The sequence below is a fragment of the Stappia sp. BW2 genome (assembly GCF_008107695.1).
Lineage (GTDB): Bacteria > Pseudomonadota > Alphaproteobacteria > Rhizobiales > Stappiaceae > Roseibium.
This window is the reverse complement of sequence record NZ_VIRG01000070.1, coordinates 1,582,279-1,608,655: the sequence shown is the minus strand read 5'-3', so window position 1 is coordinate 1,608,655 and position 26,377 is coordinate 1,582,279. Positions and strand designations below refer to the sequence as shown.

The window sequence follows — 26,377 nt, the reverse complement described above, 5'->3', positions numbered from 1 at the left end:
GGGTCTCCTTAGGTCTCCAGCAAGCCTTTTGACTTGTGCCAGTCTTCGATGGATAGGTCCGGATAGTTCTGGAAATGAACATGTCCGGGACCGTTCGGCACCTCTATCCAGTCAGGCTTGTACGCCAACATGATATGGACAATCTCCGGCGGTGTTGGCAAGGGGCTATCGACGGCGCCAGCGTGTGGATGCACAAGCTCTGGCCAACGCGGGTCGCTGACCCAAAGATGAGAACCGCAGGCCTTGCAGAAATGACGTTCCGCGGGGCTGGTTTCGCCATCGATGACGGCGTTGTAGGTCGCCTTCGTTTCCGCACCCATCACTTTCAGGCTGCCTGCCTCTCCCATGAGGTTGATGGCATAACCTCCACTGCCGCCTGTCTTGCGGCAGATCGAGCAGTAGCACCGCATGAACGGGTAGGGTGTTTTGCTTTCTACTTCGAAGGAAACAGCACCGCACCGACAGCTACCTGAGAGTTTCATGCTTACCACTCCATTCGTTCATTCGGTCAATCCGTCAGACGAATTCGAACGCGCCTGTTCTGCTTTCCCTTTTTTTCGATCTTTCCAAGTTCGAGCGCGCCGATTTCGGATGTCCTGGTCACATGTGTTCCGCCGCAAGGCTGCAAGTCAACATCGCCACCGATCCTGACTAGTCTCACCTTGCCTGACCCGCGCGGCGGCTTGACCGACATGGTTTTGACCAGGCCCGGATTGGCGTCGAGTTCTTCGTCCGTGATCCATTGGGTGGTGACCTCATGATCTCCTGAAGCGAGTGCGTTGAGCTGCTCGACAAGCTCTTCCCGGTCGATCGTCTCGTTACCCATGTCGAAATCGAGCCGTCCTTCAGGATCTCCAATCTGGCCACCGGTAACGGGATAGGGCAGGGCCACGGACAAAAGATGCAGCGCCGTATGCATGCGCATCAGCCGGTAACGCCTTGCCCAGTCAATATGGGCGGTCACAAGGGCACCGGGGCTGGGCAGGCTTTGCCCTTCGGACGGCACATGGACGATTGTTTTCTTGTCCTCTTCATAAACAGCGGTAGCAATCACAAGTTTTGTGCCGTCTTCCAGTTCAAGGGTGCCGCTGTCCCCGGGTTGTCCACCGCCAGTGGCGTAAAACACCGTTCTATCCAGCAAGATACCGCCCCGCTCGTTCACGCCGACCACTTCAGCTTCACAAGTTCTGAGGTAGGCGTCGTCGCGAAACAGTGGCGTGGTCATCTTGAACTCCCTGGACTTAAGAGCGTTGAATTGATCAACGAAACGCCTTTCGCGCAAGGTCTATTTGACGTTCACCAGGGCTTGAAAAACCAACGCCCGCAATCCGGCCGGATTGCGGGCGTCGTTCTTAAGTGAAAGAAAAATCAGTCAGCAAAATTCAGGTCGACAAAGCCTTTGGTCCAGTTCTGGCTGTTTGACTTGCCCTTGGCATTGGTGAAAACCGGTTTGGCCGGGTCCTCCCGCGTCACCGTGAAACAGAGCTTGCCCCAGCCATCGCCGCTCCAGTCTTCGCAATAGTGTCCCGTCCCGTCTATTTCGACAGCCTCCCACGGAATGTTCCGGATCTTGTCGCCCTTGACGACAACAACAGCAATGCCATCGGCGTGGTTGTTCTGCCTGTAGGCCGTGACGCCGTCTGGAAAGAACCCGTGGATGGAGTTACCCGACATCATCTCGTCGATTTCAGCCACTGTCAGGTTGGCCGGATCGGCAAGCGCGGAAGTGGTCGCGGACAGTGTGGTCAGCAATAGGAAGGATAACCCCGGCAGACCAGTTCTCAATGTGCGCATGTTCCCTCCATTTCGATGCTTGCATTTACCCTAAACCCTTGGTTTCGTTTGAGGGCACCTAGCATCCTGCAACGCGGTCGAAAGAAGGCCTGTGAATATCGACGCCAAAATTGTCCCCGTGAACCGCAAATCTGCGGGAAACCAGCGCGTCAACGAGCCGCTCGGCGAAGCTTATTCTGCCTATTGGAACTGGTGGCTGGACCATTTCGCACGCCAGGCCGAGACACGGTTTCCGGATGTTTATGAAAAGTGCTCTCTGCGGGACGACCATGGCAAGGATACGTTGTCTCGCATCGGCATGCTGAATGACGCACGCGGATGCGGTGTGATCTTCGATCTGGCTCGTGCGCTCGGGCGGCCTGCCGGGTTCGATGTGATCAGTCATCTTCTGACAAGTGCACCAAGTGTTTCAGCCCTGGTCCAAAGATGGTCGGGTGTTCTGGCGTTGCAGTCGTCCATACGGTTTCAGGAGAGCTGCCCCAGACAGGAATTTATTGTCGCTGATCAGCACAATTCACTGGTCCTGTCTCCCTACAAGGTGCGCCCAGCCAACCAGAAACCCTTCGGGCCGGCAATGCTGGCAGGGGTTGCGACGGGAACGCTGGAAAGTGCCGGCGCGCATATTCAGGGTATCTGGTCGATAACACGCGGTGGCGCTTCCTATCCGATTTACCGGTTCGGCACCTTTCTGGGAGACCAAATTGACTTCGATAGCGATATCCTGATCGTTCTTTCAGAAGAGACAACCGGCCTCAAAAGCGACGTCGGGTTGGTGCCACCTGCTCGCAGCCTTTCGTTTGGCCACCTGTTGAACAGTCAATCGGGCGCTCGGGGGAACCGTCTTCTGGTGCGGGTTGTCGGCAGCCTTGAAAGGTCCGAGGGAGAGCACCCCGGTTTGATGTCGACAGCCGCTGAACTCGGATTGTCTCCGAGAAGCCTTTCACGCCGGTTGACGGAGGCAGGGTTGGGCTATGCCAGGCTGGTGCGTTTCGTCCGTTTGCGCAAGGCAACGCGCCTTTTGGCGTCCGGCAACTGCTGCCTGGATGATGTAGCCTACCAGGCTTCCTATTCAGATCGGCATCACATGAGTCGGGATTTTCGCATGATGGCTCAAGTCACACCTGCAGGTCTCAGGGAGTTGCTGGCCCGCTAGTAAATTCAGCACGGGTTAGCCCGTCAGAGGAGACGACGAAACGCAACAAGCTGCCGGATCAGTTGTTTGCCTTGGCCACAAGAAGCTTCAAGGCGAAGGTTCCCATGATGCCGGCAAAGGCCCAGTCGAAGGCGCGCATGAATTTGGGCGAGTTTTTCAGGAAACGAGCAAAGGCGCTGGCGCAAAGAACCATCGCGATGCAGATCGGCATGCCCAGCGCAACGAAGTAAAACCCGAGGAACATGAGCTTTCCCGTCGCATTCGGATCGGATGCGCTAACGAATTGAGGCAGGAAGGTCACGAAGAACAGAACGATCTTGGGATTTAGAATGTTGATCCCAAGCGCCTGAAGCCAAACCCGGTGAAACGGCTGTCGCTTCGCGGAAGCTGCTTGCAGCGCAAGGCTTGACCCATTTCTGACAGCCTGGACCGCCAGCCAGATCAGGTACACGGCGCCAACGATTTTCAGCACCGTAAATGCAAGCGTTGAGGCTGAAAGAAGGGCCGAAACACCGATGGCAGCGAGCACTGTGTGCAGGATCAATCCGCAGGTGGCTCCCAACACTGCGGCTAACCCGGCGCGGCGCCCTTGCGTCAGCGTCTTGCTCATGAACAACGTCATGTCTGGTCCGGGTGTTAGCGCCAGAACCAGCGCCGCGGCTGTGAAGGCAAGCAGGGTCGTGTCGTCAGGTACGTAAGTCATGGTTTGCAAGTGCCGGTGAAGGTGGTCTGACAGATGTTTAGATCATTCGCCTCTGCGGCACCAGCTCTGACCAGCCGCCTGCAAACTGCTCCATGACTGATTTCAAAGGACCAAATTCAATCCTCGGGATTGAGCGCGCGAAAAAATCAGCAGCAACAGTTAAATGTCCAACGGCCCTACGTCCGATGTCAGTTGGTTTGGTCTTTTTAAAGGATCGGAGACAACAGCCGGGCACCCTGGGCCAAGACACGGAACACATAGCTGCGCGACTGAAACGCGTCGGGCCAGGTTAGACGTGAGTTCTGGAAGTCAGTCTCCAGCATGCGTTCAACATTGCTGATCGTACGTGGATGAGTGAACCAGAGGGTCAGTTCAAAATTGATCTGGAATGACCTGTTGTCAAAATTCACCGTGCCGATGGAAACGAGTTCATCGTCCATGAGCGTGACTTTCTGGTGCAGGAAGCCATCGATGTAGCGGTAAACCTTAACCCCGCGCTGCACCAAGGTGTCCTCATAGGCGTGGCTTGCCAGCCAGACAGTCCAATGGTCCCGCTTTTCCGGCATCAGAACACGTACGTCCACACCACGCATGGCCGCTGAACACAGAGCCGTCTGGATGTCGAGAGAGGGCACCAGATAGGGTGTCGTGATCCAGAGCCTTTTGCGTGCGCGGGCAGCCGTTTCTACAAAGGCTAGCGCACATTCCTCAAGCTTGTCTGCCGGCCCGGTTGGCATGACCAGCACGGCTTCGTCGCCCGGCATCGGGATCTCGCCGACCTGGGGCAGGTCGATGCGTTCGCCACTTGCCCACAACCAGTCTTCCACGAAGGACAGCGCGCAGGCAACGGCGGCCGGGCCTGCGACGCGTACATGCGTATCGCGCCAGTGCCCGAACCAACTGTCCCGGCCCACATACTGGTCCGCAACATTGTGTCCACCGACAAAGGTCACCTGGTAGTCAACGACAACCAGCTTGCGGTGATTGCGATAATTCAGGCGCATCGGTCCGAGAAGACGCAGGAATTTGTGGTTTTCATTGAACCCGCAAACCCTGACGCCGGCAGCCTTCAGGCGGGCCAGATAGTCCTTCGAAAGGGAATGGCTACCGACATCGTCGTACAGAAAATAGACCTTGATGCCGTCCTTGGCTCGCGCGATCAGGGCGTCGGCCATTTCACGTCCCAGTTCGTCGTCGTGAACGGCGAAGAACTGAAAGAAGATGACGTTTCTGGCCTTTGCAATCTCATCCTTAATGGCACCAAAGGTAGCATCGCCATCGATTAGAAGATCCGCCTTGTTGCCGGCCATGAAGGGCACACCGGCAACGCGGGACAGAACGGGCCAGTCCCTTGTTTCTGCGTGATCGGTCAGGCCCAGTTCGTCGGCACGCCTGGCACGCTCTGCCCGGCCAAGGGTCGCCTGGATCTTCTCGTAGTCGGAAAAAGACCGCCAACCGAATACGAAATAGAGTGGAACCGTGAGATACGGCATGAAAAACAGGGACAGCAACCAGGCAACAGACCCCTGGGAGGTCCTGGAGTTCATTACTTCACGGACAGCGCAGATACCTGCGGTCATATACATGATCGCGACAAAGGCCGCGACCAGTCCGAGATTGTTTGCCATGACATCCAGAACACCGGCGTCGGTGACGGCATCGTGGATGACCGCTTCCGCGGCATTGCCACCTTGTGCCAGTGCTTGTTCTTGCGAACTCATGAAATGTCATACCCCCGGTTTCGATAAATCAGGCAAACGGAGGCTGGATCGTGACCTTTCGTTCCAGCCAGTCGGGAACAGGCAGGTTTTTCGATCTGAGGAAGTCCGCATTATAGAGCTTCGACTGATAGCGCGATCCGTGGTCACACAGGATGGTCACGATGGTTTTTCCCGGGCCGAGTTCGCGCGCAAGGCGTCGTGCACCTGCAATGTTGATTGCTGAAGAACCTCCCAGCAGGAGACCTTCCTTCTCGGCAAGGTCGAAGACCAGTGGCAGGGCCTCCTCATCGGGAATGGTGTAGGCGTGATCGATTTTGAGATCGCCGACAATCGGTGTGCTGCGGCCCAGTCCGATGCCTTCGGAAACCGAACCACCTTCGGAAGCAACTGCCTTGCCGGTCGTGAAAAGCGATTGCATCGCAGCACCGCGCGGGTCGGCACAGCCAATCACAATGCCGGGCTTGTTTTCCTGAAGGTGGGTAGAAACACCGGCCAGCGTGCCGCCGGAGCCGACAGCGCAGATGAAGCCATCAACACGCCCGCCCGTTTGCGCCATGATTTCAGGACCAGTCGTAACGAAATGGGCTTTCCGGTTGTCCAGGTTGTTCCACTGGTCAGCGAAGATGACGCCGTTGGGCTCCGTGCGCGCCATGTCTTCTGCAAGACGGCGGGCAACGTGCTGGTAGTTGTTTGGATCGGAAAAAGGCTTGGCTGGAACTTCGACAAGCTCGGCACCGCACAGGCGCAGCATGTCCTTCTTTTCCTGGCTCTGCGTTTCTGGAATGACAATCACGGTCCGGTAACCGCGCGCACTGGCAACAAGCGCCAGGCCAATGCCTGTGTTGCCGGCCGTGCCTTCAACAATCACACCGCCAGGTTTCAGGTCTCCACGGGCCTCGGCTTCGAGAATCATCTGACGGGCAGGGCGGTCCTTGACCGATTGACCGGGGTTCATGAACTCGGCCTTTCCGAGAATTTCGCACCCCGTTTCCTCGGACAACGCTTTCAGGCGTATTAGGGGCGTGTTCCCGATTGCATCGACAACAGAAGCGGACACAGACATTTATTCTTTCCCGGCTGATCTGGTCCGGTTGCACTGACCGGCCAGAAGAAATCTGATGAGCCCAGGACGCTAAAGGTCTGATGGGCCTTGATCAAGGTCGCAATGTAAGGGTTCAAAGGGGGATTGCCAGCACCAGAAGGCAATCAGGTTTACTTTTCCCTCTGCCGTGAAAAACGCGCCATCAGTTGTTCCGCTCAGGCTGCTCACTAAAATTCTATTTCCAACAAATTTGGTGTAATTAATGATCTGAATTTTGTTGCTTGTCGTATGGGCGGTAGGGCAATTTAGGATTCTGCAGCCAAATGAGAGTGGTAATGGAAAAAAATGTGACTGGAATGGACGAGTTACTGGCAGGTTATGCGGCCGGAAGCTTGACCTATCCGGCACAGGCTCTGGTCGGTGCGCATCTTGAGATGAGCGACTGCAACAGGTCCTATGTAAGTTCACTCGAAACACTTGCCGGGTTCGAACTCGAAACGGTCCAGCCGGTCTCAATTGCCAACCGAGACTCAATTCTGGGATCTATCCTCGATGGCCAGATCGATAGTCTGAACGACAATGTACCTCCTGCCGAGATGGACGACGGCGGCGATTCCGCGGTTCCCGCATCTCTTCGGTCGATTATCGGGTCTTCCATGGACCAGCTTCCCTGGAAAACGCTTCTGCCGGGTGTGAAGGAATGTAAGCTCGGCGAGATAGACGGCTGTACCAGCAGCCTTCTGTGGGTGCGGGCCGGCCGTGCGATGCCATCCCATACACACCACGGCACCGAGTTGACGCTGGTTCTGAAAGGCGGCTTCAAGGACGAGGACGGTCACTACGTGGCTGGAGACGTGGCCTTTGCCGATGGCGACATTGATCATAAACCGGTGGCCGATGAGGAGGAGGACTGCATTTGTTTCGCCGTCACCGCAGGTCGCCTGCAACTGACCGGCCCTGTCGGCCGATGGTTCGCGCCGTTCCTTCGCTGAAAAACGATCCAAATTCCGGTCTGTTTGCGTAGAAAGGCAAACAGACTCGGAGACTGAATTGCCCAAGACAAACTACGTCGCCAGACCCGACCATGGATGCGCCTGGATAACGGGCGCGAGTTCCGGTATCGGCCGAGAACTTGCACTCGATCTTGCTCGTTCGGGGTGGACTGTCGTTGTGACTGCCCGCTCTGAAAAGAAATTGGCCGAGCTGGAGAAGCAGTCGGAAGAACTGTCAGGGGCCATTCATTCTTTGCCGGGTGATGTCACGAAGACGGACGTGATGGCTGAGCACGTGAAAAAAATCGTGCAAGACTACGGTGGTTTGGCCCTGCTGGTGGCAAATGCGGGAGTTTATCTGCCGCAGGACGGTCTCGATGCTGACACCGAAGCCTTTCGCAAGAGCTTTGACGTCAACCTCATGGGCACCGTCAATGTGCTCGTGCCCGCTATCGCTGCCATGAAAGCAGCCGGAAGAGGACAGATCGCGGTCGTCGCATCTGTAGCCGGGTATGGAGGTTTGCCGACCTCGGCAGCGTATGGGGCAACCAAGGCGGGGCTCACCAATTTGGTGGAGTCGCTGAAATTCGATCTGGACCTTGCCGGTATCCGTCTTCAGATAATTAATCCCGGTTTTGTGGATACGCCAGCAACACAGTCCAATCCATTCCCGATGCCATATCTGATGTCTCCAGAGGAGGCCGTTCAGGAAATCAGGAAAGGCCTGTCCCATCCGAGCAGGTTCGAAATCGCCTTTCCACGTAAATTTGTCCTGCAACTCAAGGTCTTGCGCTGGCTGCCTTACAGCGCCTATTTCGCGCAGGTCGCCCGATCAACGGGTTGGAACAAAAAACAGGCCGGATAATTCCGGCCTGCCGACAGGAGAGCGTTCAGGTCCAACGATCACTTGGTTCAGGCGGACTTGACGTAAACCATCTGGCGAACGTCAATATTGCCGGACCGGAAACCGGCTTCGCAATAGTGGAGGTAGAACTCCCAGAGGCGCTTGAAACGTTCGTCAAAGCCCAGTGGGCTGATCCTCGGCCAGGCCTGCCGGAAACTCTGCCGCCATTCGGCAAGCGTCCGCGCGTAGTCCTGCCCGAAGATTTTCTGGTCCATGAGGTCCAGCCCAAGCGATTTGCCGATTTCAGCCAGACGTCCGGGTGGCGGCAGCATACCGCCGGGAAAGATATAGCGCTGAATGAAGTCCGTGCCTCTGCGGTAATCCTCGAACATCTTGTCCTGGATCGTGATGATCTGCAGACCAGCCTTGCCGCCAGGCTTCAGGCATTTCGACAATTGACGGAAGTAGGTCGGCCAGTATTTTTCGCCGACGGCCTCGAACATTTCGATAGAGGCTATCCTGTCGAAGACGCCGTTTTCGTCCCGGTAATCCTGAAAGACCACTTCGACCTTGTCGTTGAGGCCTGCCTTGTAGATCCGTTCGCGCGCATAGTCGAACTGTTCCTGAGAGATGGTCAACGCACGCACATTGGCACCAACTGATTTCGCTACATATTCGGCAAAACCACCCCAGCCACATCCGATTTCCAGCACCTTATGCTCCGGCTCGATACCGGTTTGGCGCACCAGCGAGGCGTATTTTTCCGCCTGTGCCTGCTCCAGATTATTGGTCTCGTTGCTGTAGATCGCCGAAGAATAGGTCATCGAGGGATCGAGCCATTCCCGATAGAAAGCATTGCCGAGATCGTAGTGGGCCGAAATATTGCGTTTCGATCCACGTTTGGTATTGGAATTCAGCCAATGGCGAACAGACATCAGAAAGCGTGTGAACGGTTTTCCCTGGAGAGCTTCCAACGTCGATTCCTGGTTGATGCAGAACAGTTCGAGAAACGTTGTCACGTCAGGTGACGACCAGTAGCCGGCCATGAACGCTTCGCCGACACCGACGTCGCCAGACTGAACGACCATCCGGAAAAACGCCCAATTGTGGATTTTGAGGACACCGTGTGGGCCGGCTTCCAGCCCTTTTATGTGAAACCTTCGACCGTTCGGAAATTGAACTTCGAGTGATCCGTAGCGGATCTTGAGAGCAAGACCGGCAGCCATTCTGGCGATGCGTGGCGTTCCCTTCAACTCCGCACGGAAGTTGTCCTTGGTCAGAACAATAGGCTCACTCATAGCAGAACCTCTTGGAATTTCAGTTGTTTGAAAGTGGCAGAACAGTTTCCGCCTGCCTGGCCAACTCTTCGTCCCCTGTGGGTCGTGCGTGAAATGGTACACGCTTGCGCCAGATTTTAAAGGCCTCCCAATGGATGGCGCCGATGACCTTGTAGGTCAGCAGCGGCACCCGCAGACAGGCCCGCAGGATCGACTTGCTGGTGAGCGGGGACTTCGTTCCGGAAAATGTCGCTGACAACAGTGGCCCTTCGGCATCCTTTTCCAGGATACGCACGCGAACGGTGTTTCCAGGCGGCAACATGCGGAAGAAGTAGTGTTGTTCCATGCTGATGAAGGGGGACACATAGAACAGCTTCTTCTGGTCTTGCCGAATGCCGGCGTTGCTGGACTGAGCGTCTAGAACGGGGGCAACGTAAGTGTGCATAGCGCCAAATGTGTTGCTCACCTCGTACACGAGGGCAATCAGCCGATCCGACCGATCGTAGGCGTAATAAACGCTGAGTGGGTTGAAGCCATAGCCCAGCATTCGCGGATAGGCGAGCAGCAAAATACGCGCTGGTGATCCAAGGCCTTCCTTGGCCAGGAGGTCGTCCACATAAGACCGCAGGTCCGAACCATCTCTTGGCCCGTGATCCTTTTGGTGAAACGACAGAAGATTGAACCGGTTGACGGAGAAGAACGCACTGGATTTCGCTGCCTCCTCCAGACGATCCAGGTCGAGCAATACGGAAAACACCTTGTAGGAAAACCTGTGTTCACGAGGTTTCATACGATGATGCATGACCGTACCCGTGAACAGGGAGGCCGCCGAGTTGGGGGGCGGTCCATTGTCGTTCAGACGATTGCTCGGCCTTGCCTTCATTCGGCAGCCTCCAGATAGGTGCCTTCGGTGGTCTCCTTGTCCCATGGTAGGCGCGCGCCAAGCGATCTGGCAACGTCGAGACCCGAGGCCAACCCGTCCTCATGAAAACCGTGGCCACGCCATGCCCCACAATACCAGGTGTTGTTGACGCCCTGTATGTCTCCAAGGCGCTCCTTGGCCTGCCGGGCGGCGGCATCAAACTGCGGATGGTCATACACATACTTTGCGAAGGTCTTGTCTTCGCGCGGCGGTGCGTAGGGGTTCAATGTCACAAAGACTGGCCTTGAATGATCGAAGTTCTGCAAACGGTTCATCCAGTAGCTGACAGTGACATCCCGGGTTTCACCGGCCTCGCGGTCAGACATGTAATTCCAGGAAGCCCAGACCTTCTTGCGCTTGGGCATGAGGGCCTCATCCCGGTGCAAATAGACCTCGTTTGGACGGTACCGGATTGAACCCAGTATCTCACGCTCTTGCGGACTGGAGTCGCCCAGCATGGCGAGGCTCTGATCCGTGTGGCTTGCCAGGATCACATGGTCGAAAACATCCTGATGGCCTGAGGTGTCACGCACGAGAACCTGACCGTTTTGCCGCAGAATTTCGGCGACCGGTTTTCCAAGCCTGATTTTGCCTTGAAGGGGAGCCAGAAGCTTTTCGACGTAGTTTCGGCTGCCTCCGGAAATCGTCCGCCAAAGTGGACGATCGAAGGACAGGAGGCGGTGGTTTTCAAAGAAAGCGACGAAGCTTTCAGCCGGATAGTCGCGCATTTCATTGATCGGGGTCGACCAGATTGCAGCTCCCATCGCCAGCAGATAATCGTTTATGAAACCGGCGGAATAACGCTCGCGTTCCAGATAGCTTCCAAGCGTTTCCGCGCGCAGGCGCCCAGCCTTCAGATCTTCAACGGACTTGCTGTTAAAGCGGAAAATATCGCGCAGCATCCGTAGGAAGCGCGGAGATACCAGATTGCGTCTCTGGGCGAAGACCGAGTTCAGAGAATGCCCCGACCATTCAAGTTTGCCGTTGTCCGCTGACAAGGCAAAGCTCATGTCGCTTATTTCATTGGCAACACCAAGATGGTCGAGCAGGGCAGTGAAGTTCGGGTAGTTAAGTTCGTTGTAGACGATGAAGCCGGTGTCTACCGAAATCTGTACACCATCATAGTCGATATCTGCTGTGGCGCTGTGGCCACCGGGGCGCTCACGCTTTTCGTAAAGAACAACGTCATGAAGATCGTTGAGGGCCCAGGCTGCACTGTTTCCGGAGATTCCGGAGCCGATTACGGCAATCCGCATGTCTTATCCTTCGGCGCGTCGCTGTTAGCGCGGAAAACCTGTTCGCGTGTCTGGTTTTCCGGTTCATATGCAGCGGTTACGCCTCGGCGAAAACGGCGGATCACATAGAACGATGAATTTTCTGGATTATTTTTGACGAGGCACCGTTGAAAAGCCTTCCGCAAACGGCGTCAGGCCGAGAGATGCCGAAAAATGGCGGGGAAAGCCTAAACGCAAACCGACCCTGCCCGGTAAAGCCCGGGCAAGGGTAGTCGTCCATGTCGGCAAACCATTTTGACCAGTTTGCGCATCAGGCCTGGATTGTGTCGACAATCCAGTTCCAGGCGACCTGCACGCGTGTTCTGGCTGCGTCGAAGAAGGCAACAACCTTCTGCCAAACGAAGTCACCAAAATCTGCGACCTGCAGCATGGTGCCGCGTTTTTGCGTGGGTTCCTGACCGGTTTCAATCAGTTCGATCGTGGCCGCCTCTGCACCTTCATTGACCACACGCCGTGTGACCGTGAGAGTGCCTTCATTGACCAATCTGGATTCGTCCTTGCTAGCGACGACGGTATCCTGATCCATGGCGCGAACGACAACGGCTCTGCCATCTGGAAGCAGATGGGTTTCGTTGGTGTTCACCTCACTGTCGTAGATCACTTCGCCGAAGGAATCGATCAGTTCTACCCAGATCGTTTTCCGACCTTCCAATTCGATTTCGCCCACCCAAATGGTGAGCTCACTTTCCAGCGGATCGGCCTGATCCTTTGAAGCTGACGCAACTGTGACCGCAAGGCGATCCTCAGGTAACGTAATCGTTTCCTGAGGCAATGGGGCCGCTGCAGCGCTTCCCGCAAAAGCGAGGAAAAGGCCAAGCGCAAGAGTTCCTGCTCTGGTATTCCGTTGCATGTACGCCTCCCAAGGCTAATACAACTTGATTTACCGCGCGTGGGGTCTTTGAACGGTGGTCCTTGAAAGGACTTTTTGGTCTTCCGCGCTTTTGCGCCCCATTCGTGCGGTCACGATTTTGCCATTATCGCACCACAGTTTCCCAAATGCGTGTAACAAAGATCACAAATTCGGGCATTTTCAGTTACATTTCGGTAATAAGTATGGTTTGACCCCTGAAGTTCAAGGCCAATCACTGGTTTGTGAACGTTTGGGCATCGTCATAACTGACAATGTACGTAGAGTAAGAATCTTGACTGTTGCATCTTTGTCGAAGGTTTTTGATGATTTTAAACGCATGACGGGAACTGCTTCGAGCTTGATTTGACCGTTTTCTGAAGTCGGTATTCCCCAAGAGTTTATCAGCCTGGTAAACCAGACCTAAAAACAAAAGCTCCACCGGGCTAGGCCAGATGGAGCTTTTCGGGATCGGCACGGTCGATGGGGTGAGTGCATATGTCCCTTGGGACCAATTCCTTTATGTTTTTCGGGCCGTTTGTCTGCCCGTTTATCAGCCTGTGGGATTTGGTCCCAAGGCTTGAATTTGGTCACGTCACAAATTGATACTGACCGGCCATTCACATTCAACCTTGGTAAAAATAACAATAATCGTGAGTGACGGGTCGCTTTCAGGCTTAAGGTCCCACCTAAGGCTATGATAGATTTGAGAAATGTATTTCTGTGCGAGTGTTGCAACTTAAATTCGATGTTGAAATTAATATGAATAAAATTTTGCGAATGCTTTATCTTTGAATAAAAACAGAGCGATCCCTAGCTCATCGATAGAGTTTGAGGAGCAGTGCTTGCGTTTTTACCTTACGTATACGATAGCTGGTCAATCAGCACTTACGATCGCATCGGGGACAAACTTTGTCCGGCGTGCCAACCTGGAAACCGGAGGCCAATCGAAGGACCGTCGATAAGGGAAGCTTGGATCCGGTCGGTGCCTGTTTTCGTGCCTTTCGATGTCCTGATTGACCGCCCATCCGTGAGAGCTGTGCGGGCGGGCTTGGCGATGGGGCCCAATTCTGGCGAAAGATACCCAGACTTGACGATCAGGCAACTGACGGTCCACGGCTCGATTTCGAAACGTCGAAAATTGTCAAAATAAAGGATCGGGCGCCTGTGTTTTGTCAGGACGGTCTTGTTGTCTGCGACCTCTATCAGAACGTCCCGGTCGCGAGCTGTTTCACCGCCTGTTCCAACCAGCTTCACAGGTAACGGACGGACAAAAGGTGACGACCGCAAATTGCTAATCATCGACGCCGGCCTTGCTAAGCGGATGCGCCCCACGGGCAACCTTGAACTCAGCGGCAGTCTGGAGAGCCGGCGAATGAGTGCTGCAGCCGGTGTGAATACCGCCAACTGCGATTTTTATCTTTTTACTTCGCCACGCTCTCATAGCTGGGGGAAGAAAGGGGCCTGCGCCGCAAATCTTAGCCATGCCTTGTTGGCAGGCTCGGTCCAGCCCGCTTCGGCGACCGCATAAAGCCTGGGAAAGACCATGTGGTTGAATATGGTGTTGTTGGTCATATGCTCGCACCAGATGCAGGCCTGAACACCCTTGAGGCGGTTTTCGCTCCCGGCGCTGAGACCAGCGGATGCCTCATACGTGTAGCAGTCTTCCGGTGTCGAAACGCCAGCCCAGCCCGCGCCCGGTTCCTGCCAACCTGAAGCCTGAGCCATGTCCATGTAATAACTCTGGCCCGGGGTGCAAACAACGTCATAGCCCTGGTCTATCAGGTCTTTGGTGACTTCCTGCTTTTGCCAGGCCATCAGCAGGACACCGTCCGGATCAATGCCTCCGCCGTGAGAAACCTCATCCCAACCCGCAAGTTTCCGGTTGAGCTTTTTCAGCATGTCACGCACGCGGCCCATAAAATAGGCTTGCACCTCCAACGTATCCGCAAATCCCTTTTCCTCCATGAGGCGTTGGGTCTTGGGAGAGTCTAGCCACGATTTGACGCCCACTTCATCGCCGCCGATATGAATGAACTCGAAAGGGAAAAGGCTTGCGACTTCTGCAAAAATCTTTTCCAGAAACGCGTAGGTTTCATCCATTGCGGGGTTAAGGGCATTGTTCGGAAACCCCTGAACAGAGTGATAACTCTCCGGTGCTTCCGCCTGATCGGCAAAGTGCGGGTAGGTTTTCAAGACGGCAGTCGAGTGTCCGGGAACATCGATCTCGGGAAGAATGTCGATGTTGAGGCTGGTCGCATGGGCAACGATCTCGCGCACCTCGTCTTGCGTGTAGGCGCCTTCATAGACTTCGGTTGCAAAGCCAAGCTGAGGAACCTGCTGACAGCCTGGCCCGCGCCGAGCGCCGCTAACGGTCAACTCGGGATAGGCCTTGATTTCAAGCCGCCAGCCTTCATCGTCGGTCAGGTGCCATTGGAAAACGTTCATCCGGCCCCAGGCCAGAATGTCGAGCAGCCGCAATATGTCCTTGGGGCCCCGGAAGTGACGGGAAACGTCCAGGTGCGTGCCGCGCCAGGAAAATCGGGGAGCGTCCTCAATCGTTCCCCGCGCCGGAAACTTGAACGTCTCCGGGGCCCGAAAGCTGCCAAAGGCGATCTGGGCGAGTGTTGTCAGGCCATAATCACGGCCTGCAGCTCCGCTGTAGCTCAAAGTTGTCTTTGAATGGTCAAACTCCAGTCGGTAACCGTCATCTGCAAGGCTGGTGTCTTGCCGGAATTCGATTCCGATCTGGTGATGCGATGGCGCAAACCGGAATGGGTGGGGTGAGTCTGGAAAGAGTCTTGCAGCGAGTGCACTGATCTTTGCGGCAGCTGCCTTTTCTTCAGCAGAGCCTCGATCAACAAGGAAGCTTGTCTTGTTGTCGGCATACTCTGAAACGTCAACCTTTTGAGGCCAGGGGACAATATGAAGAGGTCCGCAGAGCTCTCCGTCCGGTATGCAGCGCCGTTCTCCGCTGTCCAGTTCTTCCGGTGCTTCCAGGTGATTGCACATGACCTCGATGACACCGCCTTCAGTACTGACGTAGGCCGACTTCGGACCATCGAGGCGGTGCCTTGCTACATTCGCGAGACCGGTTATCGCGAAAGACCAGGTTTCACCGGGCCCAATTGTTGTGCCGGCCTCCGGCGTGATTTCATGAAAGCTTGCGACCCGGCTGAAGCTTTTGGCGTTTTCGAGTTTTGCATCAGCTGATGCCCGATTGAGCGCCGTAAAAGCCAGGGTAAAGGCCTGCAGGGGCTTGGAGCCGGTATTGGTCAGCGCAAATTCCTGTCGCGAATCTGCAAGGTCCTCTGCAGGGCGATAGAAACAATCGAGCACAAACCTGGTCATGATCTGAATTCAGTCGAAGTCGGCAGATTGAGTGAAGGTTCGCGCCAGGGAGGGCGACCCGGCGGTCAGTCCGCTGTCGACTGGCAGGCAGACACCGGTGATGCAACGGGCCGCCGGACTGACCAGAAAGGAAACGGCTGCGGCAATGTCGTCTGGCTCCGGGAGTGATTTGAACGGATACCAGGCGAGGGCTTCTGCAAAAACCTGCGGATTGGCTTCCTGACGGGCCTTCCAGGCTTGGGTTTTAACGGTTCCAGGCGCGATGGCATTGGCCCGGATGCCATACTTGCCATACTCGACAGCAATGGACCTTGTCGCCTGGATCAATCCGGCCTTGGCTGCGCTGTAGGAAGGGTGACCTAAAACGGACAGTCCGTTGACAGATGCGATATTGATTACGTTGCCGGCACCGCAAACAATCAGGGACTTTTCAAACGTCTTGAAGCAATTGAGCGCGGCTTCCAGGTTCAACGCGAGATCCCTCGACAAGGTTTCTGCGGTCATCTGATGCAATGACAGGGCAGCTGCCGCCCCAGCATTGTTGATGAGCGTAGCAACCTCACCCAGCCTTAAGGCTTCTTGGGAGAGCCGAACAAGATCGGCCGGTTGGGTCAGATCGCATTGGATTGCGGCAACCCGTGCACCATGGTTCTCAAGTTCTTCTACCGCGCCTTCAAGGGCCGTCCTGTCGATGTCGACGGCGGCAATCACGTGTGTTTCTGACAATTGGGTTGCAATCGCCATGCCGATGTCACCGGCAGCGCCTGTCACCACCGCAACAGGCTTCGTTGTTTGATCAGTCACCGAGTGCTTCCTTATCGTCAAGATCGCGCGTGTTGCTAAGCTGGTATTTGACTCGTCTGAGGTTCTCCCGTGCCTCATCCCCCCGCCGCATTGCGACGAGCGTTGCCAGAAGGTCCGTTACAAACAGAAAGGCATAGCGACTGGTGCTCGGCCGCAGGATGTTTTCGCCTTCCGGCAGATCAATGGCGATCGTGATATCTGCATGGTCCGCAACTGGACGGGCGGGCCGGGTGAGGGCGATCACGACGGCTCCATAGGTTTTCGCAGCTTCCAGGGCGCGAACCATCTGAAGGTTTCGGCCGGAAACGGATGACGCGACGATGACGTCACCGGTGCGCATGGTGGCGGCCTGCATCAACTGCATGGCATGATCCGTGACGCTGACCGTGCGTAGGCCAAGGCGAAAGAAACGGTTCTGGATTTCATCTGAAATCATGGAGGACGTACCGCCTGCACCGAAGGCCGCCAGCAGCTTGGCCGTCGAGATGGCATCCGCCGCGGCGAGAACGCTCTCCATGTCGAGCGCTTCGCGCGTACGGGCCGCAGCATCCTGGAACTGCGCCAGAAGGCTGTCGGCGATGTCCGAAGGTGCGTCGGACGCTGCGTTTGCGGTCAGGTACCTGGTTCCGGCGAAGGTGACCTGTGCGACCTGAACCTTGAAGGCCGTGTAGCTTTCGCAGCCGAGGCGGCGGCAAAAGCGGGTAACCGTCGGCGGCGAGACACCTGCGCGTTCTGCAACATCCGTAATGCCGGCGTTGACGATGAATTCGGCATCGCTGCGCAACAAGGCCGCCAGGATCCGTTCCGATTTGGAAAGGTCTGGCTCGATCTGCTGCAGAACGGACAGGAGATCCCGCATGGGATCAGGCCGGTTTCTTGTAGGCGACGCAGTCGATTTCGACCTTGCAGTCGACCATCATGGTTGACTGCACGCAGGCGCGTGCCGGCGGATGCTCGCCGAAATAGGTCTTGTAGACACCATTGAACGACCAGAAGTCGCGCGGGTCATCAAGCCAGACACCAACACGCACAATGTGCTCAAGTCCGTAGCCGGCTTCTTCCAGGATCGCGATGACGTTCTTTATGGTCAGGTGGGTCTGTTCGACAATTCCTGTGCCGACGATCTCACCATCCTTCATTGGCACCTGTCCGGAAACATAAAGCCATCCATCAGCTTCGACGGCTCTTGCGAAGGGCAGGTTCTGGCCGCCGGCACCAGATTTTTCAGCCCCGTAACGTTTGATCGACATTTTAAGCTCCAAAATGAAAACGATTTACATAGTGGTTTGACATTGGTTTTATTTCACCCGTATATTTTTTAAAAATCAACCGTCAAAATGAAAATGGTTTCCGGTATGCAGGCGCTTCCCACCAGTCAGACAAATCCCTTCGCGGGCGAAGACGAAGATCGGGCAGCGATCTGGGAGATGCTCGTTTCGCGTGATATCGATGCCTTTGTTTCGGCGGACTGGTCGAAGGTTTCCAGCGATTTCGACGAGCCTGCGTTCTTCGGTATCGACGGCCGAAGGGAAGACAATCCCGACAACTGGCGTCTCGGTTTTCCTGACCTGGAAACCTACAGAAACGAATGGCTGCGCCAGGCCAATGAGTTTTCCAAAACAGAGTTTGCCGAAGATGCCCGCGCTGCGATCTTCGAGGCGACCCGCTTGAATGACATTGAGATAACTGGCGCGCGTGCAATCGCCCGCAAGAAGTTCGACGGCCGGATCAGAAAGGCCAATGGCGGTGAGGATCGCCTATTGTGGCAAACGCTTTATTTCTGTGTCCGAAAAGAGGGGCGCTGGAAGATTTGCGGGTTTGCCGGATATCTGCCTAATCCCCTTGGAGCCGTCTCTTAATCATGACCCAACCACGCGCCTTCACCGCTGTTCTGGCAACGGAAACCAACACGTTCTCGCCAATCCGGATCGATATCAACGCGTTCAAGGCCTCGTTGCTGGCGAGGCCGGGAGAGCATCCCGAAACCCCGACATTGTGTTCGGCGGTCGTCACGGTCGGCCGCCGGTTTGCCCGGGAAAACGGTTGGGAACTGGTTGAAGGGACTGCCGCCTGGGCGGACCCCGCTGGACTCGTGTCCAGGCAGACCTTCGAGGGTTTGCGCGACGAGATCCTGGAGCAGCTTGCCGCCGCCGGACCGTTCGACGTCGTTGTGATCGGTTTGCACGGTGCGATGGTGGCAGACGGCTATGACGATCCGGAAGGGGATTTTCTCAGCCGAGTTCGATCCATCGTCGGCCCGAGCGTTCCGGTCATCGCGACATTCGACCCGCACAGTCATCTGACAGCAAAGCGTGTTGCGGCGGCAGATGCCCTTATCGCCTTCAAGGAGTTTCCGCACATCGATTTTGTGGACAGGGCTGAAGACGCCTGGCGGATTGCCGGTCAGGCGGTTGCCGGCGAGGTCAAGCCGGTCATGAGCGTCTATGACCCAAAGATGATCGATGTTTTTCCGACCACGTCCGAGCCCATGCGAAGCTTCGTCGATGACATGATCCAGCTGGAAAAGGAAACGCCGGGCCTTTTGTCTGTCTCGGTCGTCCATGGTTTCATGGCAGGAGACGTTTCCGAAATGGGAACCAGATTGCTGGCGGTGACAAACAACGCGCCGGAGTTGGGGCAAAAGACAGCGCACGACCTGGGCGAGGCTCTTTTCAAACTGCGCGGCAAGGTGCGCAGCCCCGAACTGACACCGTCCGACGCCTATTCAACGGCATTGGAATATGATGGCGGCCCGGTCACCATAGCGGATATGTGGGACAATCCCGGCGGAGGAACGGCGGGCGACGCTACAGTGCTTCTGGCGGAAGCCATGGCCAGAAAGCTGGAGAGCATTGCCTTTGGTTCAATCTGGGATCCAATAGCCGTCCAGCTTTGCCATGCGGCGGGCGAGGGGGCACGGATGATGCTTCGGTTCGGCGCAAAATCTGCGCCGGAAACAGGTGATCCCATAGATGCCGAAGTCGAAGTTGTCCGCAATATTCGAAACGCCGAACAAGCCTTTGGCCAAAGTGTCGTTCCCATCGGGGATGCGAGTCTGATCCGGGTCGGCGGTATCGAGGTGATCCTGAATTCGACACGTGCCCAGTGCTTCGACACCAGCCTATTTTCGAACTTCGGCATTGATCCGGCCAAACGAAAAATCCTCGTGGTAAAATCGACAAACCATTTCCATCAGTCTTTTGCTCGCATCAGTCCGCTGATCCTTTATTGTGCAGCCGGACGTCCCTATCCCAACGACCCCCGGGTTACGCCCTACAGGAAAGCGCCGCGGGACATCTGGCCTATCAACGAAACTGTTCCGGCGAGCAGCCTGGCAACCGGGACCAGTGCAGGCCGCGCCGGACGTAATGGAGACTGAAAGATGAGCGTCGGGTTATCCATCCAGGACCTTCTGACCCCGGTTGCCGTAATCGACGAAACGGTTATGGAAACAAACATCAAGGTCGCGCAGGAGTATTTCGACCGGATTGGCCGCAAATTCCGGCCTCACATCAAGACCCACAAGATCCCGGCACTGGCGGCAATGCAGCTCGCCCATGGCGCATGCGGCATCAATTGTCAGAAATTAAGCGAAGCGGAAACCTTCGCGGAAGCTGGTTTCACCGACATTTTGATCACATTCAACATGCTCGGCAAATCACGGCTCGACAGGCTCAAACTGCTGAACGCCAAAGTGAATTTACAGGTCGTTGCTGATAGTGATGTCGTTGTTGATGGCCTTTCAGGGGTGTTTTCGGGAGGTCAGCCGTTAAAGGTTCTGGTTGAATGCGACACCGGTGGCGGACGAAACGGCGTCCAAAGCCCGGCTGCTGCAGCCGACCTTGCAAAGCGGATCGATGAATTGCCCGGGCTGGTGTTTCACGGTCTTCTGACCTATCCGAAACCATCATCTGAAGCGGCAGTAGAGGCCTTTTTTTCGGAAACGCTGGCGCTCCTGAAACAGGCCGGTCTTGAATGTCCCGTCGTCTCGCATGCAGGTTCGCCGAGTTTGTTCGACAGTGATCAGGTCCCGAGCGCGACGGAACACCGAGCCGGTACCTACATTTTCAACGACCGCGCCATGGTGCGTGCCGGCATGTGCGACCTTGATGATTGCGCCATGCATGTTCTAGCCACCGTTGTCTCGCGGCCCACCGAAAATCGCGCGGTCCTGGATGCCGGTTCCAAGGCCTTGACGTCGGACCTGCTGGGCTTTTCCGACCACGGTTTGCTGATTGACTATCCTGAGGCGTCCATTGCGTCGCTCAGCGAGGAACATGCGGTTGTGGATCTGACGAACTCAGGCAGCAAACCGCAAATCGGTGAACGGGTCCGGATCATTCCGAACCATACGTGCGTCGTTTCCAACCTGTTCGACCGGTTGGTGTTTCACCGAGACGGCGTGGTGACTCGCATTGAAGCTGTCGCCGCGCGTGGGCAGGTCGTCTGATCCTCCCGACGGCTTGCCCGCCTCTTGCCACCACAGAAACGGCCACCCTTCGGGGTGGCCGTTGTGTTTTTTGACCTCGGGCGGCGTTTGTCAGATGTGCTTGTCCGGTGCTACCAGTGAGGGCAGGTCGGGGCTCAAGTTTGTGTTTGTGACAGAGAGTCGGAACGTTTCGAACAACGGGTAGGCAACGATGGCCAGCATCAAGAGCGAGGCCGACACCAGCAGAAGAAGCGGGAAGGCGTCTTTCTTTCTCGATGATCGCGTCATTGTGCCCCCTATGCCACGCCGTAGCTGTCGAACTGCTGCCAGGTGTCGGTGAGATCTATGACGCTACGCGTCCGGCGCGCTTCATCCAGTTTGATTGCCGTCAGACCGGCTTCCAGTGCATCCAGAACCCCAACCGGCAGATTTCCGCCATTCTTGAAATAATCGACGAGGTCTCGCGCCATGGCTTCATCCGCGCCGTAATGGCCGTGCCTGCTTGCATCGACGACCTTGGGTTTGTCGACCAGACAGGCAGAGGTGAGGGCGTCATGAACGCGATAGTAGTTGCGGATGAAGTCGCCTTCCGCCATGCCCTTAGTGCCCATGACCGCAAATCGGCGGAATTCGTCCGGCACATACATGTTGGTGTGAAAGCAAAGGTTTGCGCCGTCCTGATATTCGATCAGCGCCGTCTGATAGTCGATGATGTCGCCGTCGCTGTCGAAGTCGGCATTGCCCCCGCCCCAGCGAGGGGTGAAGGGGTCAACCCTGCCTTCGATCTTGGGTGTCGGGAAAGTGTGGTCCTGATCCGGCCGGTTTTCGGGAACGAAGCTTTTGCGTCCGCCGAAGCTGGACACGAAACGCGGACGGCAGCCGGTGACACCCTGATAAAGGTCGAGGTCGTGGCAACATTTTTCCAGCATGAAGCCGCCGGAGTTTTTGTCGTAGCGACGCCAGTCGCGCATGAAGAAGGAGCCATGGTAGGGGCCGATATGCTCTGAGGCCTCGATGGAGACCACCTTGCCGATCTGTCCGGATTTCAGGCTCTTCTGAAGCTCGGTGTAGAGCGGCGAATAGCGCAGGACCAAACCGACAAGGACACGCTTCGATCCGCCATGCTTCTTCATCAGGGAAAGAAGCTCGAACGTTTCCTCCTCGCTGACGACAATGGGCTTTTCGCAGAAGATGTAGCGGACATCAGTCTCCAACGCGATTCTGAGGTGATCCAGATGCATGAAGTTGGGCGACCCGATCATCAGAAGATCGAGCTTCTCCCTTTGGATCATCCTGGCGAGATCCGTATAGGCAGTCAGGCTGTGGCCGCACTTCGCTTCGACATGCTTGAGGCCGGTCGGTGTCGGGTCGACGTAGGCGCAGGGCTCAAGATCTCCAGAAACCTTCTGCAGGCAGTTGCTGACGTTGGCAATTCTCGCACCCAATCCGACATAGCCGGTCTTCATACTGCGGTCTCCGTAAATTGATCCATGGCTTTGCGAAGGGCCTGGACTGCGTTTCCATCGGTATCCTTGCTGCCTGCCTCGGCAACGAAGCCGAGGCGCGTTTCCAGGTCCTGCGGCTGCTGCGAACGCTTCACCGAAGAACAGGAGGCATGCAGTTCACTCACTCCGGATGTCTTGAGGATGCGATTGGCATTGGCGGCGGTGATGCCTGATCCGGCCATGACCGAAATCCGGTCGTCCGCGAGCCTGACAGCCTGTTCAAGCAGGAGAAGCCCCTCTTCTGCTTTGGGGGCCTGACCAGACGTCAGTACCCTCTCGAAGCCGAGTTCGATCGCATCTTCGATGGCTTTCAGGTAATCCTGAACGGTGTCCACGGCGCGATGCAGAGTCGCCGGTAGTCCGGTGCCCTTAAGGGCCACGGTCAGGAAGTCGCGATCGAGATGACGCTGGTTGTCGACTGCCCCGATAACGATACCGGCCAGCCCGGCCTGTTCAGCTGCTTCCATGTCGCGCAGCATCACGGTCTTTTCCAAATCCGAATACAGAAAGTCTCCGGACCTTGGACGTATCATTGCATAGACGGGGACGGGGAGCTTGGCGGCCGCCACCATGAAACCGTGGGATGGAGTCAGGCCGCCTTCGGAAAGGGCCGCGCACAGTTCGATGCGATCGGCTCCGTTTTCGGCTGCCGTCCAGGCACCTTCGAGGGTGTCTACACATACCTCGAGGGAAAGCCTGGTCACCGCAGCGCCTGCTTGAAAAGCGTCCGGGCAACGATTCCGGCCCCGTGCAGGCCGCCATTGGCGGCAAACGCGCCTTTGATGACCAGCGGTTCGCTGTAGTCTGCTAGCACGAGGTCCCGCGTCTTCCTGTCGATCACGTCCAGAAGGACAAGATCGTTGGAAAGGCCTCCGCTTACCGGAATGACATCCGGTCCGAGCGTGTTGACAAAGGCAGAGAGTGCGCGAGAGAGCAGTGTTGTGAAGGCCTCCAGCGTTTGCGTGGCAGCTGCTTCACCAGAATGCCAGGCGGCGGTAATGTCCTTGCTCGGTTGATAAATTCCATGCAGCGACCGATGGATCTTTTCCATTCCGCGCGCCGAGCAAATCGCGTCAATGCACCCAGTCTGGCCGCAGCCGCAGGGATAATGCTCAATGCCCTTCAATTGCCCGCCAGCGGTCGGGTCCATGATGGGGCCATGTCCCCATTCGCCCGCGATACCGCCATAGCCGGTGACGAGATTGCCATTGACGACAAGACCGCCGCCGACCCCGGATCCCAGAATAATCCCGAAAACGACAGGTTTGCCGCGTCCGGTACCGTCAACGGCCTCGGCAAGGGCAAAGGCGTTGGCATCATTTGTAATGGCAACGGGGCGGTTGAGGGCAGTCTCCAGATCCGATTGAACTCGTCGCTTGTGAAGGCAAGGGATATTGGCCACATCGGCGATACCGCTGCGCGCATCGAAGGCACCGGCAAGTGAAATCGAGATGGGGGAGCCTTCGGGTCCAGAGCAGGTCGCGATGGCATCGACAAAGGCCTGCCAGTCGTTTCCAGGCGTCGCTACCCGGCCCCTTTCCGCTACGGTTCCATCCACTTGGAGCTCTCCATGTCGAATGAAGGAGCCTCCAATATCAAAACAGGTGGTCATTGCCTGCTCAAACGCCTCTGGGTTATATTTGTTAACGACCAGTTATAATACCAATATGCAACCAATAACATGGATAGTAAACTTAAAAAGGAAATTGGCATCGTTTTTAAAACGAATTGGACTTTTTAAACCTTTCAAAAACGACGGTTAATGCTGCGTTGCGGCAAAGGGGGTAGCATGGCATCTTATTTCGAGGGACGATGCCGACGAGGGCTTGGCCTGCGCACCAAGGGCCTTAGAGGAAGGGGCGCAGGTTTCCGTCATGCTCAGCAAGGGACTTTTCAGCGTCTACCAGATCGAGACCTTCCCGTATCATAAGCACCGCGATCTTGACCCGCCCCCCGGCCTGCTGAAGCTTTTCAGCGGCAGCCTCGGCCGTGCAGCCCGTGAGATCCTGGAGAATACGATAGGCCCGCTGGCGCAGTTTCTCGTTGTCGGCCACGAGGTTGACCATGTGGCCACGAACCGCGTGCCCCAATCGCAGAGCAACCAGCGTCGAGATCATGTTGAGCGCCGCTTTTTGCGCGCTTGCTGCGCCGAGGCGTGTTGAACCGGCGATAATTTCCGGGGGCGTTTTCAGGAAAATCGGGAAATCCGCCTGGTGGAGCAGGGGAGTGTCTGGATTGTTCGCCAGACCAACTGTTCGTGTGCCAGCCGCCTGTGCGCCTCTGAGCGTTCCGAGCGTATAAGGCGTTGATCCGCTGGCGGAAACAGCGATGAGAATGTCTCCTTCGCCGAGGCCGGATGTCTGGAAGTCCGCAAATCCCGCTTCTTCATCATCTTCGTAAGTGCCGGCAAGATGGAGCAGGTTTGCGGCGCCCCCAGCATAGAGCATTCGCATGCGTTCCACAGGGAAGCCGAAAGTGCCGGGCAGTTCCAGACAATCTGCCAGCGCCGTCAAGCCGGCGCTGCCGGCACCTGCGTACCCGATCTTTCCGCCCGACACCGTTACGGCCTGCAACGCTTCGGCTGCCTTTGCGATGTTCGGGATGGCTGCTTCCGTGGCCTTCAACGCATCTTTCTGACGTTGCAGCAAAAGGGACAGAACGTCTTCATCAGACCTTTTGGACAGGCCGATGGAAAGCGGGTCACGGTCTTCTGTGGTTGGCAAATTCATGGGGCAGGAGCTCGGAGATACGCCGGGTTTCATGTCTTGGAATTAGGTCTCTCGGCCAACCCCGCCTACGGACGGCGTGTCCGGGGGGACTCCGATTGCGGTGACGCAGGTACGCAAATTGTTTTAACACTTGATTTTGGGTTTCGATAGAGTTTAAATTGGTATCGGAAAGGTATTATTTTCATCTCCAAGGCGCCTTGTTTAATGACTGACTTCATTTCCCTGCTGGAAAATGGTGACTGGCTGGCGAACTCCAGCGGTCCACGATACTTGCAGCTGCGGCGTCGCATTCAGCAGGCAATTGACGACGGCGTGCTGAGGGAGAATGAACCGCTTCCGTCCGAGCGCGAAATTGCGTCCATCACGGACCTTTCCCGCGTAACGGTGCGCAAGGCGGTTGCTGGTCTGGTCGAGGATCAGGTCGTTGTCCAGAAGCGTGGCAGCGGATCGTTCGTGGCGCCCAAGGTCCACAAGGTCGAACAGCGTCTTTCCAGTCTGACCTCCTTTTCCGAAGACATGGCACGCAGGGGGCTTTCCGCTAGCAGCGAATGGCTGCGCCGTGGGTTGTTTCCGGCATCACCAGAGGAAATGTTCACGCTGGGTCTTACATCCGGTCAGCGTGTTGCCCGTGTCGACCGGCTTCGCAAGGCTGACGGTACCGCGATGGCAATTGAGCGCGCGTCCCTGTCCGAGACCGTTCTGCCGCATCCTGAACGTGTGACAACATCCCTCTATGCCGTCCTGAGGGCGGCAGGCATGCAGCCGGTGCGCGCCATTCAGCGCATCTCCGCGCGAAACCTTGAGCCCATTGATGCTGACATACTCGGTGTGCCGGCGGGGTCAGCAGGGCTCAAGATCGAGCGTGTGTCCTATCTCGCATCCGGAAATGTCGTCGAATTCACCCGTTCCGTTTACCGCGGCGATGCCTATGACTTCATCGCCGAACTTCAGATTTCGGAAGACTGATCC

The 26,377-nt window shown here is 56.4% G+C and carries 27 protein-coding genes; 7 read left to right on the top strand and 20 right to left on the bottom strand.

Annotated features, from left to right (window positions below):
• Positions 1–8: 8 nt before the first annotated feature.
• From FMN63_RS26370 to FMN63_RS26360, 3 genes are all read right to left on the bottom strand, one after another.
• The gene (locus tag FMN63_RS26370; RefSeq protein WP_148587038.1) at positions 9–482 is read right to left on the bottom strand and encodes a GFA family protein; all 474 of its coding nucleotides are present in this window, start codon (positions 480–482) and stop codon (positions 9–11) included.
• A gap of 26 nt (positions 483–508) precedes the next feature.
• On the bottom strand, positions 509–1,225 hold the full coding sequence (locus tag FMN63_RS26365) for an alanyl-tRNA editing protein (protein ID WP_148587037.1): 717 nt from the start codon (positions 1,223–1,225) through the stop codon (positions 509–511).
• 143 nt (positions 1,226–1,368) lie between these two features.
• Positions 1,369–1,794, bottom strand: coding sequence for a hypothetical protein (locus tag FMN63_RS26360; RefSeq protein WP_148587036.1), 426 nt, complete (start codon positions 1,792–1,794; stop codon positions 1,369–1,371).
• A gap of 118 nt (positions 1,795–1,912) precedes the next feature.
• Here FMN63_RS26360 and FMN63_RS26355 point away from each other — a divergent pair, with 118 nt between their 5' ends.
• Positions 1,913–2,947, top strand: coding sequence for a helix-turn-helix domain-containing protein (locus FMN63_RS26355; protein WP_148587035.1), 1,035 nt, complete (start codon positions 1,913–1,915; stop codon positions 2,945–2,947).
• Between the two features lie 58 nt (positions 2,948–3,005).
• Here FMN63_RS26355 and FMN63_RS26350 read toward each other — a convergent pair whose 3' ends face one another.
• The 3 genes from FMN63_RS26350 to FMN63_RS26340 all read right to left on the bottom strand — a co-directional run bounded on the left by FMN63_RS26350 (position 3,006) and on the right by FMN63_RS26340 (position 6,434).
• Entirely contained in the window at positions 3,006–3,650 is a 645-nt protein-coding gene (locus tag FMN63_RS26350; RefSeq protein WP_148587034.1) for a LysE family translocator, read from the bottom strand.
• Between the two features lie 206 nt (positions 3,651–3,856).
• Positions 3,857–5,371 (bottom strand): cardiolipin synthase, encoded by a 1,515-nt coding sequence (gene cls / locus FMN63_RS26345; RefSeq protein ID WP_148587033.1) that lies wholly within the window; start codon positions 5,369–5,371, stop codon positions 3,857–3,859.
• Between the two features lie 28 nt (positions 5,372–5,399).
• A complete protein-coding gene (locus FMN63_RS26340) occupies positions 5,400–6,434 on the bottom strand; it encodes a cysteine synthase A (RefSeq protein WP_148587032.1) in 1,035 nt (344 codons plus the stop codon).
• 314 nt (positions 6,435–6,748) lie between these two features.
• Between FMN63_RS26340 and FMN63_RS26335 the strand changes: the two genes are divergently transcribed.
• The gene (locus FMN63_RS26335) at positions 6,749–7,405 is read left to right on the top strand and encodes a ChrR family anti-sigma-E factor (protein ID WP_148587031.1); all 657 of its coding nucleotides are present in this window, start codon (positions 6,749–6,751) and stop codon (positions 7,403–7,405) included.
• A gap of 58 nt (positions 7,406–7,463) precedes the next feature.
• Positions 7,464–8,270 (top strand): SDR family NAD(P)-dependent oxidoreductase, encoded by an 807-nt coding sequence (locus FMN63_RS26330; protein ID WP_148587030.1) that lies wholly within the window; start codon positions 7,464–7,466, stop codon positions 8,268–8,270.
• Positions 8,271–8,317: 47 nt separating this feature from the next.
• Here the strand turns inward: FMN63_RS26330 and FMN63_RS26325 are convergent, their stop codons facing one another.
• The 9 genes from FMN63_RS26325 to FMN63_RS26285 form a co-directional block, all read right to left on the bottom strand.
• Complete coding sequence (locus tag FMN63_RS26325; RefSeq protein WP_148587029.1) at positions 8,318–9,547, bottom strand: SAM-dependent methyltransferase; 1,230 nt, start codon at positions 9,545–9,547, stop codon at positions 8,318–8,320.
• A 19-nt stretch (positions 9,548–9,566) separates the two neighbouring features.
• On the bottom strand, positions 9,567–10,409 hold the full coding sequence (locus tag FMN63_RS26320) for a DUF1365 domain-containing protein (protein WP_148587028.1): 843 nt from the start codon (positions 10,407–10,409) through the stop codon (positions 9,567–9,569).
• On the bottom strand, positions 10,406–11,704 hold the full coding sequence (locus FMN63_RS26315) for an NAD(P)/FAD-dependent oxidoreductase (protein ID WP_148587027.1): 1,299 nt from the start codon (positions 11,702–11,704) through the stop codon (positions 10,406–10,408). The genes FMN63_RS26320 and FMN63_RS26315 overlap by 4 nt, the downstream gene beginning before the upstream one ends.
• Before the next feature lie 289 nt (positions 11,705–11,993).
• Positions 11,994–12,593, bottom strand: coding sequence for a hypothetical protein (locus tag FMN63_RS26310; RefSeq protein ID WP_209001321.1), 600 nt, complete (start codon positions 12,591–12,593; stop codon positions 11,994–11,996).
• An 885-nt stretch (positions 12,594–13,478) separates the two neighbouring features.
• Positions 13,479–13,892, bottom strand: a complete 414-nt coding sequence (locus tag FMN63_RS26305) for an MlrC C-terminal domain-containing protein (protein WP_148587026.1) — start codon at positions 13,890–13,892, stop codon at positions 13,479–13,481.
• 138 nt (positions 13,893–14,030) lie between these two features.
• Positions 14,031–15,941: a beta-N-acetylhexosaminidase gene (locus FMN63_RS26300; RefSeq protein ID WP_148587025.1), complete on the bottom strand. Its 1,911-nt coding sequence runs from the start codon at positions 15,939–15,941 to the stop codon at positions 14,031–14,033.
• Positions 15,942–15,950: 9 nt separating this feature from the next.
• Positions 15,951–16,745, bottom strand: a complete 795-nt coding sequence (locus FMN63_RS26295; RefSeq protein ID WP_286192770.1) for an SDR family oxidoreductase — start codon at positions 16,743–16,745, stop codon at positions 15,951–15,953.
• On the bottom strand, positions 16,738–17,604 hold the full coding sequence (locus FMN63_RS26290) for a MurR/RpiR family transcriptional regulator (protein WP_148587024.1): 867 nt from the start codon (positions 17,602–17,604) through the stop codon (positions 16,738–16,740). Before FMN63_RS26290 ends, FMN63_RS26295 begins: the two co-directional genes overlap by 8 nt.
• 4 nt (positions 17,605–17,608) lie before the next feature.
• Positions 17,609–17,995, bottom strand: a complete 387-nt coding sequence (locus FMN63_RS26285; RefSeq protein WP_148587023.1) for a RidA family protein — start codon at positions 17,993–17,995, stop codon at positions 17,609–17,611.
• Positions 17,996–18,082: 87 nt separating this feature from the next.
• On the opposite strand from FMN63_RS26285, the gene FMN63_RS26280 reads away from it, so the two are divergent.
• Genes FMN63_RS26280 through FMN63_RS26270 form a run of 3 tightly spaced genes read left to right on the top strand, consistent with a single transcriptional unit; the run spans position 18,083 to position 21,195 of the window.
• Positions 18,083–18,604, top strand: a complete 522-nt coding sequence (locus tag FMN63_RS26280) for a hypothetical protein (protein ID WP_205514290.1) — start codon at positions 18,083–18,085, stop codon at positions 18,602–18,604.
• A gap of 2 nt (positions 18,605–18,606) precedes the next feature.
• On the top strand, positions 18,607–20,124 hold the full coding sequence (locus FMN63_RS26275; protein ID WP_148587022.1) for a M81 family metallopeptidase: 1,518 nt from the start codon (positions 18,607–18,609) through the stop codon (positions 20,122–20,124).
• A gap of 3 nt (positions 20,125–20,127) precedes the next feature.
• The gene (locus FMN63_RS26270) at positions 20,128–21,195 is read left to right on the top strand and encodes an alanine racemase (protein WP_148587021.1); all 1,068 of its coding nucleotides are present in this window, start codon (positions 20,128–20,130) and stop codon (positions 21,193–21,195) included.
• Between the two features lie 90 nt (positions 21,196–21,285).
• Here FMN63_RS26270 and FMN63_RS29445 read toward each other — a convergent pair whose 3' ends face one another.
• The 5 genes from FMN63_RS29445 to FMN63_RS26250 all read right to left on the bottom strand — a co-directional run bounded on the left by FMN63_RS29445 (position 21,286) and on the right by FMN63_RS26250 (position 25,408).
• Entirely contained in the window at positions 21,286–21,462 is a 177-nt protein-coding gene (locus FMN63_RS29445) for a hypothetical protein (protein ID WP_153297109.1), read from the bottom strand.
• Between the two features lie 8 nt (positions 21,463–21,470).
• Positions 21,471–22,640: a Gfo/Idh/MocA family protein gene (locus FMN63_RS26265; RefSeq protein WP_148587020.1), complete on the bottom strand. Its 1,170-nt coding sequence runs from the start codon at positions 22,638–22,640 to the stop codon at positions 21,471–21,473.
• Positions 22,637–23,383, bottom strand: coding sequence for a copper homeostasis protein CutC (locus FMN63_RS26260; protein ID WP_148587019.1), 747 nt, complete (start codon positions 23,381–23,383; stop codon positions 22,637–22,639). Before FMN63_RS26260 ends, FMN63_RS26265 begins: the two co-directional genes overlap by 4 nt.
• Positions 23,380–24,291 (bottom strand): ROK family protein, encoded by a 912-nt coding sequence (locus FMN63_RS26255; protein WP_148587018.1) that lies wholly within the window; start codon positions 24,289–24,291, stop codon positions 23,380–23,382. Before FMN63_RS26255 ends, FMN63_RS26260 begins: the two co-directional genes overlap by 4 nt.
• Before the next feature lie 235 nt (positions 24,292–24,526).
• On the bottom strand, positions 24,527–25,408 hold the full coding sequence (locus FMN63_RS26250) for an N-acetylmuramic acid 6-phosphate etherase (protein WP_148587017.1): 882 nt from the start codon (positions 25,406–25,408) through the stop codon (positions 24,527–24,529).
• 204 nt (positions 25,409–25,612) lie between these two features.
• Between FMN63_RS26250 and FMN63_RS26245 the strand changes: the two genes are divergently transcribed.
• Positions 25,613–26,374, top strand: coding sequence for a GntR family transcriptional regulator (locus FMN63_RS26245; protein WP_148587016.1), 762 nt, complete (start codon positions 25,613–25,615; stop codon positions 26,372–26,374).
• Positions 26,375–26,377: the final 3 nt, after the last annotated feature.

What these genes read in the sequence shown, in the direction of transcription:
- FMN63_RS26370 (WP_148587038.1), bottom strand. Translation starts at nt 482, where the DNA reads ATGAAACTCTCAGGTAGCTGTCGGTGCGGTGCTGTTTCCTTCGAAGTA.
- FMN63_RS26365 (WP_148587037.1), bottom strand. Translation starts at nt 1,225, where the DNA reads ATGACCACGCCACTGTTTCGCGACGACGCCTACCTCAGAACTTGTGAA.
- FMN63_RS26360 (WP_148587036.1), bottom strand. Translation starts at nt 1,794, where the DNA reads ATGCGCACATTGAGAACTGGTCTGCCGGGGTTATCCTTCCTATTGCTG.
- FMN63_RS26350 (WP_148587034.1), bottom strand. Translation starts at nt 3,650, where the DNA reads ATGACTTACGTACCTGACGACACGACCCTGCTTGCCTTCACAGCCGCG.
- cls (WP_148587033.1), bottom strand. Translation starts at nt 5,371, where the DNA reads ATGAGTTCGCAAGAACAAGCACTGGCACAAGGTGGCAATGCCGCGGAA.
- FMN63_RS26340 (WP_148587032.1), bottom strand. Translation starts at nt 6,434, where the DNA reads ATGTCTGTGTCCGCTTCTGTTGTCGATGCAATCGGGAACACGCCCCTA.
- FMN63_RS26335 (WP_148587031.1), top strand. Translation starts at nt 6,749, where the DNA reads ATGGAAAAAAATGTGACTGGAATGGACGAGTTACTGGCAGGTTATGCG.
- FMN63_RS26325 (WP_148587029.1), bottom strand. Translation starts at nt 9,547, where the DNA reads ATGAGTGAGCCTATTGTTCTGACCAAGGACAACTTCCGTGCGGAGTTG.
- FMN63_RS26320 (WP_148587028.1), bottom strand. Translation starts at nt 10,409, where the DNA reads ATGAAGGCAAGGCCGAGCAATCGTCTGAACGACAATGGACCGCCCCCC.
- FMN63_RS26315 (WP_148587027.1), bottom strand. Translation starts at nt 11,704, where the DNA reads ATGCGGATTGCCGTAATCGGCTCCGGAATCTCCGGAAACAGTGCAGCC.
- FMN63_RS26310 (WP_209001321.1), bottom strand. Translation starts at nt 12,593, where the DNA reads ATGCAACGGAATACCAGAGCAGGAACTCTTGCGCTTGGCCTTTTCCTC.
- FMN63_RS26305 (WP_148587026.1), bottom strand. Translation starts at nt 13,892, where the DNA reads ATGATTAGCAATTTGCGGTCGTCACCTTTTGTCCGTCCGTTACCTGTG.
- FMN63_RS26300 (WP_148587025.1), bottom strand. Translation starts at nt 15,941, where the DNA reads ATGACCAGGTTTGTGCTCGATTGTTTCTATCGCCCTGCAGAGGACCTT.
- FMN63_RS26290 (WP_148587024.1), bottom strand. Translation starts at nt 17,604, where the DNA reads ATGCGGGATCTCCTGTCCGTTCTGCAGCAGATCGAGCCAGACCTTTCC.
- FMN63_RS26285 (WP_148587023.1), bottom strand. Translation starts at nt 17,995, where the DNA reads ATGTCGATCAAACGTTACGGGGCTGAAAAATCTGGTGCCGGCGGCCAG.
- FMN63_RS26280 (WP_205514290.1), top strand. Translation starts at nt 18,083, where the DNA reads ATGAAAATGGTTTCCGGTATGCAGGCGCTTCCCACCAGTCAGACAAAT.
- FMN63_RS26275 (WP_148587022.1), top strand. Translation starts at nt 18,607, where the DNA reads ATGACCCAACCACGCGCCTTCACCGCTGTTCTGGCAACGGAAACCAAC.
- FMN63_RS26270 (WP_148587021.1), top strand. Translation starts at nt 20,128, where the DNA reads ATGAGCGTCGGGTTATCCATCCAGGACCTTCTGACCCCGGTTGCCGTA.
- FMN63_RS29445 (WP_153297109.1), bottom strand. Translation starts at nt 21,462, where the DNA reads ATGACGCGATCATCGAGAAAGAAAGACGCCTTCCCGCTTCTTCTGCTG.
- FMN63_RS26265 (WP_148587020.1), bottom strand. Translation starts at nt 22,640, where the DNA reads ATGAAGACCGGCTATGTCGGATTGGGTGCGAGAATTGCCAACGTCAGC.
- FMN63_RS26255 (WP_148587018.1), bottom strand. Translation starts at nt 24,291, where the DNA reads ATGACCACCTGTTTTGATATTGGAGGCTCCTTCATTCGACATGGAGAG.
- FMN63_RS26250 (WP_148587017.1), bottom strand. Translation starts at nt 25,408, where the DNA reads ATGAATTTGCCAACCACAGAAGACCGTGACCCGCTTTCCATCGGCCTG.
- FMN63_RS26245 (WP_148587016.1), top strand. Translation starts at nt 25,613, where the DNA reads ATGACTGACTTCATTTCCCTGCTGGAAAATGGTGACTGGCTGGCGAAC.